The following is a 14,263-nucleotide window of genomic DNA, read 5'->3' as shown; positions in this document are numbered from 1 at the left end:
CTTTTGCAAAGCCATCTCTTGTAATGATTAGGATATTAGTTTATTATGTGGCAACATATGTTGTTCTGAACTTTTTCTGGCTAGAAAACTAATTTAATGCCCATTTTTAGTATGAAAATTGTTTTAGTTTTGCGATCCATAAATAAAAGCTAAAACATGAAATTCAATCAAATTTTATCCGGGCTTCTTGTTCTTTTTGTCTTCGCCTCATGTGCAACCAGCAAGCTTGCAGAAGAGGGCAACGCCGCATATCAAACAGGTGATTACATAGCAGCACTCAATGCGTGGGAGCAGGTCATCAGCGATAAAGAAAGCAGGGGGCAAACAGCCGATACATCTATCTATTTTAAGGCCGGAAAGGCTGCCATGGAGTTGGGCAACACTGCTAAAGCCAGAACATATTTTGAAAAAGCCGAAGATATGCAATACGAAGATCCGGCAATGTATGCCTCCCTGGCTCATATCTATAAAGGCATTGATAATTTATCGCTTGAAATCGAGGCATTGGAAAATTATCATGAAAAATTTCCAAATGGCAAAGTAGCTGATACCATTAACGTGCGACTGTTTCAAACTTATGTTGAAAGCGAGAACTGGCAAAAAGCCGTAAATTTGTGGCCTGAAATTGAAGAAAAAGCAGCTTCAGATGCAGATCTGCTTACGGGTTATCTGATTGTTAACGAGCAGCTTGAAAACGATAACAAATGTGACCAGCTTGCACAGCAAATATTGAAGTTAGACCCCGATAATATTGAAGCATTGGAATGGCAGGCATATAAATTTTATTGGAAAGCAGAAAATCTATATGTTTCGCAGATGAAGGCTTATCAGAAAAACCGGACAAACCGGCAATACAAAAAACTACTTAAAGCCTGGGATAAAATCTGGCCTGACTTTAGAAAAGCACGCAGTTACTTTCTGAAACTGTATAAGCTCGATCCCAAACCTAAATATGCCAAATACCTCGCTGGTATTTATACCCGCATGAAAAAAGAACAAAAAGCAGCCTACTGGGAAAGACGTGCTAACTAAACAATGAGAGGAGAGCAGTTGAAGTTACCTTCTGGATTTTTAAGCGGTAATGTATTTCTTGCTGTTGAATAGGATTATGCGTTTAATTAATACTTTGGTTTGAGCCTTTTATAACCCCATTTTACAAAAACAAATTGTAAGTAGTATTTGTTATGGAGTTGTAATCAATCAAATATAATTTTATGAAGAATACACTATTAATCACGCTTTTAACAGCATTCTTTATTGCATTTACTTCATGTGGACATCAAACAGATGCAGTTGACTCTGGAACTTATGATGGTACAGTTAAAGAAGTTGAAGCAGAGAAAAGTGAAATTTACGTTGAAACCAAAGATGGGAAAACCCTGGAGCTTTATTTTATTGAAGAAACCAGACTGACTAAAAATGGCCAGGTCGTAGAATTCAGTGCGCTGAAGGAAGGCCAAAAAGTAACAGTGAAGGTTGAGAAAGTTGGTAAACGGTTAGATCCGCTGAAAGTGCAAATAAAAGAGTAGGGCTATGGAGCAACTTCCAGATTTCTGGCGTACCGAAATATGGCACCCTTTATCTGTTCATTTTCCATTAGCATTACTCCTTTTAGCAACGCTGGTTAGTGTCATTGCTCTTTTTGTAAAAGGAAAGCAATGGTATTTCAACCGTAACTTATTACTTCTTCTGGGAACTATTGGGGCCTGGGTTTCAGTCTTCACAGGAACACTGGCTGACGGAGTTGTTGCTCGTGAGTTGTGCGATCCCGTAATGCTTGAACAGCATGAAACATTTGCATATGGTGTAGCATGGGTTTTTTCTGCTGCCTTATTGCTTGTAGCAACTATAAATACAGGTCTTTTAAAGCAGTTTAAACGTTATGTGGAGATAGTAATTGTTGTACTTATGTTAACAGGTGCTGGTTTATTGACCTATACCGGTCACCTTGGAGCTCAATTGGTTTATCAGCAGGGAGCAGGTGTATACCAACCAACAGAGGATTGTGGTGAATTTGAATAAGATAACGATATAATTTACTAAGGCCAATAAATCTATTTTTTTGATTTATTGGCCTTAATTTTATTTTAAATTGTGGTGATTTGGTGATGTAATAGTACCAAATCGGAATTAAATTTTTTTGTCTATCAGATATACATTGCGGTCTGAGGCACTTCTTGAAACCAGTTCTCCTAGAAATCCGGTTAAAAATAGTTGTGTGCCAATAACCATTGCTACCAGTGCTATGTAGAAGTAGGGAGTGTCGGTTACTAAACGTGCCGACATATCATTAAACACACAATATAGTTTGTGTGCACCTAACCAAACAACAGCTACAAAACCAATAAAAAACATCAACATTCCGAGTGTTCCGAAGAGGTGCATGGGTTTTTTACCAAAACGGGTGATGAATATAATGGACATTAAATCGAGAAACCCGTTGATAAACCGTTCCAATCCGAATTTTGTAACCCCGTATTTGCGTGCTCGGTGCTGCACCACTTTTTCGCCTATTTTTTCAAACCCGGCTTGTTTGGCCAGTACAGGTATGTAACGGTGCATTTCTCCATAAATCTCAATACTCTTTACAACATCTTTTTTGTAGGCTTTAAGACCACAATTGAAGTCGTGTAATTTTATTTTTGTCGCTTTGCGCGCTGTCCAGTTGAAAAATTTACTGGGAATGGTTTTCGATATGGGGTCATAGCGCTTCTTTTTCCAGCCAGAAACCATGTCGTAACCCTCTTTTGTAATCATGTTGTAAAGATCGGGGATTTCGTCAGGACTGTCTTGCAGGTCGGCATCCATTGTAATGATCACATCTCCTTTGGCAGCTTCAAATCCGTTGTGCAGTGCTGCTGATTTACCATAGTTGCGTTTGAACTTAATGGCTCTGACAGAACCGTAGGTTTCGGCCAGTTTTTCAATTTCCTCCCATGATTTGTCTTTACTACCGTCATCTATCAAAATAATTTCGTAGGTAAGATTGTGGTCGTACATTACTTTATTGATCCAATCTACCAATTCCGGGAGGCTTTCTTCTTCGTTATATAATGGTATTACTACTGATATATTCATAGTGTTACTTTAGCTGACAAAAATAAGATTTTTACACAGCAATTGTGTGTATTATTCCTTTTTATCTAATTCGGACATCGATTTGTTAAACGCATCTGGATCTTGCGTGCCCCTTTTTAGGAATGCGGCTGTTATGAGTGAAATAATCAGCCCAAAGATGGTATTTCCCAGTAGGCTTGAAAATGCCATCAGACCCGGCGACATCATGTTTTCCATCAGCCCTGTCATTTGAGAAGCCTGTTCTTCAGCCATTCCTGACTCCAGGAAAGCATTTTGTTGGAGTAATAGATACTGCTCAAGCGACTCAGGAGAGATGTACGAATAGTAAATGTATAAAAAGAATGCTCCTACTATAGCGGCAAATATTGAGGTGAAGAACCCAACTTTAAAAGCTTCGCCGTAGGGAAAATATGTACGGTTAAAATCGGCTCTGTATTTACGTGTGAAAATTATGATACCGGCAATTAAAAGTATAGAGTTGATATTTCCCGAGATATCATTCATAGTATGTAGTTTCCCATTAATAAGATGGGTTACCATGTAGGCAAGAATGAACCCGGCACCTATAATTGCTCCGTTTTTTGCTGTAAAATTGGTCAGATTATTTTTATTCATATCGTTGAATGCTTTTTGTTTTCAGTCAAATATGCACAAAGATAAAAGTTTTTAATGGAAATTAGGCCTCACGGGTTTGCAATATAAAAGTAAATTTCTACTTTTGCAGTCCGGGGCAAGTCTCATACGACCAGCTCCCGTTGAACTCCCCCAGGTCCGGAAGGAAGCAAGGGTAGACGGTTGAGCGGTGCGATGTGAGTCGCTTGCCCCTCTTTAATGAAACCCACAGTTCAGGAACGCAGTGAACTGAACTGTGTTGGTTGAATTAATCCCGATAGCGCAGCGTATCGGGATACTATCAAGCTTCTGTGGCGTTAATTAATTCCAACAAGGTAATAATTGTAATAATTTCAGGAACGCAGTGAACTGAACTGTGTTGGTTAAACACGAATTAATCATTATGATGATCACCAGATCAGAATTAATGATTTTATGAGTGTTAATCCCGATATAGAAAATGTTAGCAATTGTGAACACAATTGGTTTACATTTTCATAATCGATTCTGCAATTTTAATTGCTGAATTTGGATTGAATTAATCCCGATAGCGCAGCGTATCGCCATACAGCCAGACTTTCACGACTTTCGTAGAAAGACACCCAGTTGAAATAGTAATAATACCAGGATCATACTGCACGATTAGTTTAGCAACTGGATTTATCCGGGTGTTTTGAGAACATAAATCAAGAGCTCCAACTGACTATGAGTCGGCTTCTGGCCCTTGAATAATAAAACGATGTGTGAATTTTTTCTGAATGCTATAAAAGCCCACTGAAGGGGGCTGCATTATTTCGGGTGTGACCATTACCGCATTTAATCAAATTCATGTTTCAGCATGATCTTTTTTATGTATTTTAAAAAGGATACGCAAATTGTAATCACGTATTGATTGATCTTTTTATTCTTTATCGACAAAAACATGTACAAACCCGGTGAGTTTTTCGGTATCGGGTGCGTTTATGGGTATTATTACATAGTAATAAATACCACTGCTCACTTTTTTACCGTCTTTTAACCGGCCATCCCATACTACGCGGGTGGTGGGTTTTTCTGATTCATATACCACATTGCCCCAACGACTGTATACATACATGTCGAATTCGGTTTGGCCATCTGTTTGAGCCGTAAAAAAATCATTTACCCCGTCGCCATTAGGTGTAAATACATTCGGAGCCTTAAATATTTTATGAATGGTGTCGGTTTGGGTTAAACTTGCAGAGCATCCTGCATTATTTGTGACTGTCAGTGTGATGTCGAATATGCTGTCTTGTGTTTGACTGTCATAAGTGTAAGATTGAAATGAGCGTACCTCACTGTCATTATTTTCAATTATATCTTCAATGGTTGTACCGTCACCAAAATCCCATGAGAAAGTAATTGGAAATAAATAGGGTGTATTTTGTATATCACTACTTACCTGGATTTTATATCCGTTTATTCCTGCCTGGTTAATCTCGAAATTGGCACTAACTGTTGATACTGTAATGACAATACTTCCGTTACCGGCACCTGTTGTGGCATCAATGGTATACTCGCCCGGTTCGATGCCGGTTAGTAAAATTGAAGAAACTCCGCTTAAGTTGTCGGGCTGATCAAAAAACTCCCCATCTGTTCCCGGTACAGTCCAGTCACAGTTTTCTGTATGGCTTAGGGTTATGGTTTCTCCCACACATGGTTGATTATTATTGGTTGTAATGGTGAAATCCTGTCCAATAATAATTTGTGGTAGGAAGAGTGCTAGGATAATTATGAGAATTCTGATCATAATTGACATTTATTTTACTTTCTCCTACAAACATAATGATTTTTGACTAAATATTTTATACTTCAAACCAGCGAATTGCACCACTCAGATTTTCTCTGTCATCTTTTTGACGAATCGGTATTTGGAGAAAAATTCTTTAGCAATAACGCGAATAATGGTGTAGGAAGGTATGGCCAGTACCATGCCCCCTATTCCGGCCAGCGTTCCGGCTGCAAGTATTACAAGGAATATTTCAAGGGGATGGGCTTTTACACTGTTTGAAAATATTAAGGGTTGAAATAAAAAGTTATCCATTAATTGTACGATTAAAAAGGCAATGGTCATATAACCCAATAACGGCATCAACTCGTTGTAAAAATCCAGGTGGAGATGCGTGGCTACGCCAACGGTAAGCCCGAATATGATTCCTAAAATGGGTCCAATATATGGAATTACATTAATCAGGGCTGCAAAAAGGGCTATGAGCATCACATGATTAAAATCGATGCCCACAATTGATAAACCTATGGTGACACCTGTGAAAATTAAACTTATTTGTACAACCAGCCCAATAAAATAGCGCGACAGGAGTTTTTTAATTGAAAGCATTGCATGCAGGGCTTCTGAGTCCCATTTGGTTGGTACGATAAGTAAAATAAAGCGGGTGAGCATGTTTTTTTCTTTCAAAAAGAAAAATGTGATAAAGGAGATGGAAAACAATGCAATGAAAATATTACCCAAAGCTCCGGTAATGGCCGAAAATACATTGGTGATATTTGAGATGCTGAGCAGAGATTTTAATCGTTCACTGGCAACATCTTTTAGTGGTCTTTGCTCATCGCTGGGTGTATATTCGTTGTAAACATCCTGTACTTTTTGGATTGGTTCTTTCAGGTTCTCAACAACATCATTTACATTAATTGAAGACAGGGCCTGTCCCTCTTGAATAACCAGTGGAATAAACACAATGAAAAATGTAATCATAACAGCCCAGATGGTTAGTAAGGTAACTGCTGCAGCCAATGCCGATGGAAAAGTTTTGCCTCTAATTTTTAATCTCTGCAGGCGATCAGCGAGCGGACGGCCAATCAGTGCCAGTACAGCTGAAATAATGATGTAAATTACAATCGCGCTCAGATACCATGCTCCCACAAGGAACAGGGCCACGGCCAGAAAGATTAAAAGGTATCGCAGTACTTTCATTATTCGGGTTTATTAGGCAAATATAATAAACAATGAATTGGATAATGGTCAGAATAGTCAACTTTATCGCGCTGAAAGTTACTCGATTTTATATTCTTGTCATGGAAAATGTAATCGATTCTGAAACTGGGAAAGCTTCTTGCTATTGTTAAACCAAAGCCAAGTCCGCTTTTCAGGAAAGCATCGGCGAGTTGGCCACGCATCTTACGATACGAATATGAAACCGGAGTGTCATTGAAGTCCCCGCAAACCACCACCGGGTAGGGTGATTGCTCTATGTGAGCTGCAATTTTTTCCACCTGGTAAGCTCTTTTTTCAAAAGCCAGTGCCATTTTTCTCAGTATGGGACCAATGGAGAGCAAAAATGACGGGTTCTCATTTTTACCCATTTTGTTTATTATCTGGTAATCGTCAGGTGAAAAACGGTTTGATTGCAGGTGATTATTGTAAACCCTTATGGTGTCGTCGAGTATTTTGAGGTCGCTGTAAATGGTTATGTTTTTTGTGTCTGAAAACCTGATGCTTCCCTGGTTTATAATTGGATAGCGCGAAAATGTTGCAATTCCGAACTGATGTATGCCCTTGTTTACAGACGTGTATTCTGTGTGGACTTCTCTTGCTTTTTGAAATTTTATGAGGCTGTCGAGCGTCGTAAACTGGTCTGTTTTATCGTTAAAAAACTCCTGGAAGCAGATGATGTCAGCATTTTGGTGAATGATATAATTGAAAATCTTATCGCGGGTTTCCTCGTTATGCGACCAGTTGTATAAATCGAATAATCTTACATTATAAGAGAGTACTTTAATGGGTTGCCGCGCACTCAGCTGATCGTTTTGACTTAAGTTAAAAGCGAATATACTCGAAATATGCTGAAAGCCTAATACGACAACAATAAGTGAAATAAGGAATACCCATTTTTTGCGCCATATCCAGAATATGATGAACAGGATATTTAAAATAAGAAAGCCGGGATAGGCAATACCAAAAAATGGCAGCCAGAACACTTTATCGGGAGAGATGTACGTGGACAGATAGGAAAGTAATAATCCAACCGCCAATAAACTGTTAATTACGAGCAATATGACTGTTAAGGTTTTTTTCACGGCTCCTGGCTTTCACTGCAAAAATAGCAGAATTGGATAATTATTTTTCTTTGCGGTAGTCTGCTAACGTTGTATTAACGTTTGTTGGACATTTTAAAAAGAATTTCTTTTTCTTTTTTCGATAGGCTTTCATATCCCGATTTAGCTACTTTATCTAAAATACGATCGAGTTCTTTGCGCTCAGCAACTTTTTGCGCATTGTACTCCATGTCGTTTTTGGGTTTTTTGTAGCTCACGTGCATGTGCGGGTTACGCTTTTTCTTTTTGCTGCCCGATTTTTCAGTATAGAACAAACCCCAGGCCCAGCGCGTAATATCTTTTTGTTTTTTGTATTGGGTGATAAACAGATATCCGAATAGTGCACCACCAAGGTGCGAAATATGTCCACCAGCATTGGAGGAAGCAATCATTAAAAAATCCAGTATTATGGTGAAGGCTGCAATGTATTTAAGTTTTACCGGCCCAATAAAAATAAGGTTCAGTGTATAGTTCGGTACGTAAAACGATATGGCAAAAACTACCGCCATTACTGCAGCCGATGCACCAAGCATGATGCTGTAGGGTACATAATCACTAAAAGCCGGAAAAGCATTGTATGACAGTATGTATAATAAAGCTCCGCTTAATCCGCCAACAAGGTATACGCCCAGTAGTTTTTTCTGGTCAAGATACATTAAAAATATGCGGCCAAACCAATATATCCAGAGCATATTGAACAGAATATGGAAAAGGTCTTTGTGTAAAAACATGTAGGTTACAACGGTCCACGGGCGTGTTGTCAGTTCGCCTACTGAACTGGGAACGGCCAGCCAGTTTAATATCTGCTGCATCGTTAGGGCTACGTTTTCAGCGCTGGAGCTGAACAAAAATAAACCTACATGAATGAGATTAACAGCTACGAATACGGCCAGATTTATGATAATCAGTCTCGTAAGTACCGATCCCTGTTTGAATTGCTGTTTTATTTCTTCCCAGATTCTATTCATAGTTTTATGTTGGTTTTAGGTTGAACAGATCAATAGAATGTTTTGCCTTTGCTGTTCCAGTATTTAATCAATATAAATCCAAAAATCATACCGCCGAGGTGGGCAAAATGGGCAATATTGCCACCCTGGTTCGAGATACCCAGGAACAATTCCAATATACCATAACCAATGACGAGCCATTTGGCTTTGATGGGTATGGGTGGAAACAGCAACATGAGTTGCGTATTGGGAAATAACATACCAAAAGCCAGCAGCACTCCGAATACTGCGCCTGAAGCACCGATGGTGGGTACATTTATGTTGTGTTTCACAACCTCATTAACCACTGAGCCTGCCTGGGCGGCTACATTCGGGTTCGATGGATTATCAAAATAATGATTGACAAGGTTTAGTACATAATCAGATGGCCGCGATAAATTATCTTTTACAAAAGCCTGAAAAGCTTCCGGCGAGGGTGTGTTTTGAAAGGCTATAGCTGCAGCTTTCATGTCGTCAATGGTGAGGTAATTGACAAACAGGTGCAGGGCGGCTGCGCCGAGTCCTGTGACAAAATAATAAATAAGGAAACGTTTTGAACCCCATACGCCTTCAAGTACACGACCAAACATCCATAGTGCAAACATATTGAAAAACAGGTGTGTGAGACCTCCGTGCATGAACATGTGCGTGATGAACTGATAGGGTCTGAAGTGAGGTGACTCCGGATAATAAAGTGCCAGGTACTTTACCAGGTCAATGCTGGTTAGTAACTCTGTGCCAAGGAAAAATAAAACATTAATGATTAACAGGTTTTTTATTATCGGTGGAGTTCCTCCGAATCCCGGTTGTCCGTATCCTCGCATATCGTATTATTTAGTTTGTCAATAGTTTATCAATTTCTTCCAAAGTGAAAATCCGCAATACGGGTTTACCCTCTGGAGTATAATTAGGCATCTGACAGAGAAACAAACTTTCTGTCAAATGTTCCATTTCTTCCTGACTTAAAGCTTTATGATGGTTCATGGACGAAATCTGTGCCAGTTTTGAAGCAATAAGTGATGTGAGACTCTCATGTATGTCCGGATTGGCTTCGTCGAGGCTTGCCAGTAAATGCTCAAGTAGCTGGCCCGGCTGGAGGTCTGTAAGCTCTCCGGGTACGCCTTTAATCAAAAACAGGTCGTTTTGTTCCTCTATCTGGAATCCCAGTTTTGCCAATTCGGGTATGATTTCCCTGAGGGTGTCGGCTGCGAGGGGATTTGGATTAAATTCGTCCGGGAAAAGTGAAGGCTGTGTGGACGATTTTTCTAAATTCAGGTTTTGCTGTAATTGCTCGAATATGATGCGTTCATAGGCTCTTTTTTGGTCTATGAGCATTACACCTGATTTAACATGCGATAAAATATATTTTTGTTTGAGCTGGAAAAAACGTACAGATGAAAAATTGTCAGTTTGTGTGTTTGTATCCAGGTCTGTTTCTCGTTTGAATCTCAATTCTAATTCACTGTCCTGCCTGTCAAAATCCTGGTAAAGCGTCTCCCAGTTTTCCTGGGGGTTTTTTCTTTCGTATTGTTTAAAACTGTCGTGGCGCTGGTAGCTTTGCTCCTTTTCAAATGGGTTGTATCCGGGGTTGACTTTGATTTCAGGCGCTGAAGCGGGTTCAGGCTGATTGCTTGCCACCGGAATTTCGATGCTGTTTTCCATGTCAAAATCAATGGAAGGTGTAAGGTTGTGCTTCCCGATTGCTTCTTTTGCGGCTGCCTGCAATATCTGCCAAAGTGCTTTCTCGTTTTCAAATTTAATCTCTGTTTTTGTGGGGTGTATGTTCACATCTATTGTGTCAGGATCGACATCAAAATAAATGAAAAATACCGGGTATTGCCCTTTTTGTAATAGCGGCTCAAAGGCAAGCATCACAGCTTTATAAAAATAGGGGTGGCGCATGAAACGGTTGTTTGCAAAGAAATACTGTTCCCCCGGGCTTTTTTTTGCCAGTTCCGTTTTACCTATAAAACCATGTATATGACCAAGTGTGGTTTGGGTTTCTATGGGTATTAATTTATCGTTGTAAGTTTTACCGAAAATATTTATAATGCGCTGCTTAAGATTGGTTGCGGGTAGGTTGTATGTAACCTGATCGTTATGAATGAGTTCAAACTCAATCTCCGGGTGCGTTAATGCCACCCTTATAAACTCCTCACTGATATGTTTGAATTCTGTTGTGTCTTTTTTAAGGAATTTCCTTCGCGCCGGAACATTAAAAAACAGGTTTTTGATTTGGAAGTTGCAACCTGCCGGGCACTGCACGGGCTCCTGGGTTGTTACCTGCGAACCACTGAGCTGTAATTCAGTTCCCAGTTCCTCCTCATGAGTGCGTGTTTTTAAGGTTAAGTTTGTAATGGCTGCTATGGATGCAAGCGCCTCGCCTCTGAATCCCATTGTTGTGAGATGAAAAAGGTCTTTGGCTTCTGCTATTTTGCTGGTGGCGTGTCGCTCAAAAGCCATCCGGGCATCGGTTTCTGACATGCCTTTACCGTTATCTATAACCTGTATGAGTGTTTTGCCGGCATCTTTTATTTTTACTGTAATTTTAGTGGCACTGGCGTCTACAGCATTTTCTACAAGCTCTTTTACAACAGAGGCCGGTCGCTGTATGACTTCTCCGGCAGCAATTTGGTTTGCAATATGATCAGGTAATTGATGTATCTGATTTCCCATAATTCAATCGAACTTATCTGGCTTTGGGGCAAAAGTAAATAATATTAAAAAAATACCGCACTAAACGTGAAAGAGTCCTTCGGAAAAGCAAGGGCTGCTTAATTAATAAAAGGAATATGATCAAATATAAGGTAATAGGCAATTAACAAAAGTATGACTATGATAATAAACGCCCTTGTATTGGATACCCTTCCGCTTTTCTTTTGCTGTTTGCGTCTGCGTGTGAATTCATGTTTAATCGATTCGCCTGGTGCGCTTTTCCCGGTAATTTTCTCGATGCGTTTTTTGCGCTCCTCCTCTTCAGGGTCGTAATAAAGGGGGCTGTAATTGAACTTTTTGTTCCTGGGTGTATGAAAGAATTTTACTTTAAGCATGGTCTGATTTAAGATAATAAAATACTAATTTTATGCCAGTTTTACAAATATACAATTTATGCTGCCATTTGATTAAGATTTTTATTGCTGCTGAGCTTTAGGTCGTATAGTGTCGTGAAACATAACTTTATGTACTTTTTTTATGTTTTTTTATCAAAAAAAAAGTTATATTTAAAACACAACTAAAACCAGATAATTCGCATGTTTTTATGACGTTTCATTGCATGAGTCTAGTATTGTTGCCTTGTCATGAAGTGCGATCTGTTAATATTGAACTAATGTCTAAGTCGTTTTTAGCCTGGAAAGATATTGTTAAGCCTGGGGTAAAGTCCTTTTTATTTCTGGTTGTATTGTTCATTATTACTCTTGCAACAGTGGCTCAGGCCCAGAAAAGTCATCCGTATAATTACAGTGGAGGTTACCTTATACGGCACTATACCAATGAAGATTACGGATCAAGTTCACAGGTATGGAGTGCTACCTCTGATGAGCGGGGTATAATGTTTTTCGGTTCCAATAAACATTTAATGGTTTACGATGGTGCTGAATGGGTTAAATATCAGGCTCGTAATAAAAGTATTTTCAGGTCGCTTGACGTCGATTCTAATAATTTGGTTTATGCGGGATCGTATAATGAATTTGGCGTTTTTCTGCCAGATTCTGTGGGCGGTTACCGCTATGAATCTTTAAGCAAAAACCTACCCGATTCGTTGCAAAAAATGCGCGATTTGTGGAGAACACATTGTACTTCACATGGCGTATATTTTGCCTCAGCAAAAAAAATATTCAGATATTACGATGGCCGGGTCAGTATCGTTCCAAACAGCGTAGCTCCATTATTTGCATTCAATATTGATGATATTTTATGGTTTGTCGATGCTGATAAAGGGCTGGGGAAAATTAAAAATGGACATGTATCCATAATCCCGAATACAGAGCAGTTTGCTGAAAGGAAATCAGGCATTGTTAATATAATAAAAAGAGATAAAACGCATTTGTGGCTCATTACCCAGTACGATGGTATTTTGCTGCTGAATACAAAAAATAATAACATATCGTCATTAAATATTCCAGACGTCCTGAGGTCGTATATTGAAGTGAATGAGGTTTATACAGCTGAGCGTATCGATGAAAACCGCATTGCCCTGGGTACCATACGGGGTGGCCTTGCCATTGTTAATAATGAGGGCGATTTGTTGCGCATTATTGATAAATCCCGCGGATTACAAACCGGCAGTATTTACGGCCTTTACGCCGATAAGTTTGATAATTTATGGGTACTGGGAGCCAATGGTATTGCACAGGTTTTTACAGGTTATCCGGTTCATTTGTATAATGAAAATCAGGGCCTGGATGGATATGTAACCAGCGTTGTTCAATATGAGGGGAATACCTACATAAGCACCTTGAAAGGTTTATTTTATTTACCTCCTTATGAATTTGGTAGTGTTAAAAATGAACATAATCTCAGGGCCATTAAACAAGTTAAGGAGAGTTGCTGGAGTTTTTCAAAAATTAATGGACAGTTGTTTGTCAATACTTCAAAAGGTGTATATCAAATCAGAGGTAGTGAAGTGCGCCAGGTGCTTAAAGATCGGTTTGTGTTTACTACTAAAGAGAGCAAGCTTTTTAAGAATAAAGTATTAATTGGCCTGCGTCAGGGAATGGCCATTGCCAATTATCAGATGCATAGCTCTGGTAATATTAGTTTTAAAAACTTTTATGAAATAGAGGATGTAAGCAGCAGAATACTTCAAATGGTAGAAACACAGCCCGACAGGATTTGGCTCGGAACCCATACAGAGGGGCTGCAAATGTTGACCGTCTCTGAACAAAATCTGAAAAATTACAATCTTGTAAAATACGATTCAACACACGGATTACCCGAAAATAAAAACAATGTTGTGCCATATATCATTCAGGACGAACTTGCTATTGCTACAACCAGCGGTTTATACCGCCCGTCTAATTTTATTGCTGAAGATCCCGATGACATAACCTTTGTTTATGACACCATTTTCAATCCGGTGTTAGGACCTTCACCAGCGGAGATAGGTCTAATAATACCCGTTAATGACACAACTTATATTGTAGATAGCAGGAAACCCGGGTTTTTATACTTGGGAAAGAAAACCAGACGTTTCGATACAGGCCCATTTAGCCGTATTCGTAAAGAGATTGCAAATATTTTATACGATGCCGACCACAAGATTATTAATGTTTGTACGCCCGATGCTGTTTATATTTTTCCGCTTAACATGGAGCAGAACTTTAATCAACAGTTCCGGCCCCGCATAAGAACTGTAACTATAGGTCCCGACTCGATTATTTTTAAGGGCAACTATACCTACAAAGGCTCGGCGATGCGCATTTTCGAACAACAAACCAACGATTTTGTACCTGAAATTGATTATAACCATAATAGTTTGATAATAGATTATGCGCCTGTGTTTTACACCGAGACGG

General features: G+C 39.3%; 13 protein-coding genes and 1 other RNA gene. 5 read left to right on the top strand and 9 right to left on the bottom strand.

Going from position 1 to position 14,263, the window contains the following annotated elements; translation table 11 throughout:
- Window positions 1-156: 156 nt before the first annotated feature.
- The 3 genes from VJ937_RS04120 (at window position 157) to VJ937_RS04110 (ending at window position 2,022) form a co-directional block, all read left to right on the top strand.
- Complete coding sequence (locus VJ937_RS04120) at window positions 157-1,032, top strand: tetratricopeptide repeat protein (RefSeq protein WP_324065626.1); 876 nt, start codon at window positions 157-159, stop codon at window positions 1,030-1,032.
- Between the two features lie 182 nt (window positions 1,033-1,214).
- Window positions 1,215-1,529, top strand: coding sequence for a hypothetical protein (locus VJ937_RS04115; RefSeq protein ID WP_324065625.1), 315 nt, complete (start codon window positions 1,215-1,217; stop codon window positions 1,527-1,529).
- A gap of 4 nt (window positions 1,530-1,533) precedes the next feature.
- On the top strand, window positions 1,534-2,022 hold the full coding sequence (locus tag VJ937_RS04110) for a DUF2231 domain-containing protein (protein ID WP_324065624.1): 489 nt from the start codon (window positions 1,534-1,536) through the stop codon (window positions 2,020-2,022).
- A gap of 108 nt (window positions 2,023-2,130) precedes the next feature.
- On the opposite strand, the gene VJ937_RS04105 is transcribed toward VJ937_RS04110, so the two are convergent.
- Window positions 2,131-3,078: a glycosyltransferase family 2 protein gene (locus tag VJ937_RS04105; RefSeq protein ID WP_324065623.1), complete on the bottom strand. Its 948-nt coding sequence runs from the start codon at window positions 3,076-3,078 to the stop codon at window positions 2,131-2,133.
- A gap of 51 nt (window positions 3,079-3,129) precedes the next feature.
- Window positions 3,130-3,693, bottom strand: a complete 564-nt coding sequence (locus VJ937_RS04100; RefSeq protein ID WP_324065622.1) for a DUF4199 domain-containing protein — start codon at window positions 3,691-3,693, stop codon at window positions 3,130-3,132.
- A gap of 113 nt (window positions 3,694-3,806) precedes the next feature.
- Here VJ937_RS04100 and ffs point away from each other — a divergent pair.
- Window positions 3,807-3,905, top strand: an RNA gene (gene ffs / locus VJ937_RS04095) — signal recognition particle sRNA small type.
- 686 nt (window positions 3,906-4,591) lie between these two features.
- On the opposite strand, the gene VJ937_RS04090 is transcribed toward ffs, so the two are convergent.
- From VJ937_RS04090 to VJ937_RS04060, 7 genes are all read right to left on the bottom strand, one after another.
- The gene (locus VJ937_RS04090; RefSeq protein WP_324065621.1) at window positions 4,592-5,458 is read right to left on the bottom strand and encodes a gliding motility-associated C-terminal domain-containing protein; all 867 of its coding nucleotides are present in this window, start codon (window positions 5,456-5,458) and stop codon (window positions 4,592-4,594) included.
- 84 nt (window positions 5,459-5,542) lie between these two features.
- On the bottom strand, window positions 5,543-6,640 hold the full coding sequence (locus tag VJ937_RS04085; protein WP_324065620.1) for an AI-2E family transporter: 1,098 nt from the start codon (window positions 6,638-6,640) through the stop codon (window positions 5,543-5,545).
- Window positions 6,640-7,743, bottom strand: coding sequence for an endonuclease/exonuclease/phosphatase family protein (locus tag VJ937_RS04080; protein WP_324065619.1), 1,104 nt, complete (start codon window positions 7,741-7,743; stop codon window positions 6,640-6,642). The genes VJ937_RS04085 and VJ937_RS04080 overlap by 1 nt, the downstream gene beginning before the upstream one ends.
- A 74-nt stretch (window positions 7,744-7,817) precedes the next feature.
- The gene (locus tag VJ937_RS04075; RefSeq protein ID WP_324065618.1) at window positions 7,818-8,729 is read right to left on the bottom strand and encodes a rhomboid family intramembrane serine protease; all 912 of its coding nucleotides are present in this window, start codon (window positions 8,727-8,729) and stop codon (window positions 7,818-7,820) included.
- Window positions 8,730-8,758: 29 nt separating this feature from the next.
- Complete coding sequence (locus VJ937_RS04070; protein ID WP_324065617.1) at window positions 8,759-9,571, bottom strand: rhomboid family intramembrane serine protease; 813 nt, start codon at window positions 9,569-9,571, stop codon at window positions 8,759-8,761.
- A 10-nt stretch (window positions 9,572-9,581) separates the two neighbouring features.
- Window positions 9,582-11,423 (bottom strand): DNA mismatch repair endonuclease MutL, encoded by a 1,842-nt coding sequence (gene mutL, locus VJ937_RS04065; protein ID WP_324065616.1) that lies wholly within the window; start codon window positions 11,421-11,423, stop codon window positions 9,582-9,584.
- Between the two features lie 98 nt (window positions 11,424-11,521).
- Window positions 11,522-11,797 (bottom strand): hypothetical protein, encoded by a 276-nt coding sequence (locus VJ937_RS04060; RefSeq protein ID WP_324065615.1) that lies wholly within the window; start codon window positions 11,795-11,797, stop codon window positions 11,522-11,524.
- Between the two features lie 278 nt (window positions 11,798-12,075).
- Here VJ937_RS04060 and VJ937_RS04055 point away from each other — a divergent pair.
- Window positions 12,076-14,263 (top strand): hypothetical protein (locus VJ937_RS04055; RefSeq protein ID WP_324065614.1); only part of this gene is annotated, 2,188 nt, incomplete at its 3' end.

The sequence above is a fragment of the Salinivirga sp. genome, from assembly GCF_035268865.1.
Taxonomy (GTDB): domain Bacteria; phylum Bacteroidota; class Bacteroidia; order Bacteroidales; family Salinivirgaceae; genus Salinivirga.
This window is presented reverse-complemented; position numbering and strand designations above follow the sequence as displayed.

Excerpts from the sequence above, each read along its gene's own strand:
- VJ937_RS04120 (WP_324065626.1), top strand. The coding sequence starts at position 157 with ATGAAATTCAATCAAATTTTATCCGGGCTTCTTGTTCTTTTTGTCTTC.
- VJ937_RS04115 (WP_324065625.1), top strand. The coding sequence starts at position 1,215 with ATGAAGAATACACTATTAATCACGCTTTTAACAGCATTCTTTATTGCA.
- VJ937_RS04110 (WP_324065624.1), top strand. The coding sequence starts at position 1,534 with ATGGAGCAACTTCCAGATTTCTGGCGTACCGAAATATGGCACCCTTTA.
- VJ937_RS04105 (WP_324065623.1), bottom strand. The coding sequence starts at position 3,078 with ATGAATATATCAGTAGTAATACCATTATATAACGAAGAAGAAAGCCTC.
- VJ937_RS04100 (WP_324065622.1), bottom strand. The coding sequence starts at position 3,693 with ATGAATAAAAATAATCTGACCAATTTTACAGCAAAAAACGGAGCAATT.
- VJ937_RS04090 (WP_324065621.1), bottom strand. The coding sequence starts at position 5,458 with ATGATCAGAATTCTCATAATTATCCTAGCACTCTTCCTACCACAAATT.
- VJ937_RS04085 (WP_324065620.1), bottom strand. The coding sequence starts at position 6,640 with ATGAAAGTACTGCGATACCTTTTAATCTTTCTGGCCGTGGCCCTGTTC.
- VJ937_RS04075 (WP_324065618.1), bottom strand. The coding sequence starts at position 8,729 with ATGAATAGAATCTGGGAAGAAATAAAACAGCAATTCAAACAGGGATCG.
- VJ937_RS04070 (WP_324065617.1), bottom strand. The coding sequence starts at position 9,571 with ATGCGAGGATACGGACAACCGGGATTCGGAGGAACTCCACCGATAATA.
- mutL (WP_324065616.1), bottom strand. The coding sequence starts at position 11,423 with ATGGGAAATCAGATACATCAATTACCTGATCATATTGCAAACCAAATT.
- VJ937_RS04060 (WP_324065615.1), bottom strand. The coding sequence starts at position 11,797 with ATGCTTAAAGTAAAATTCTTTCATACACCCAGGAACAAAAAGTTCAAT.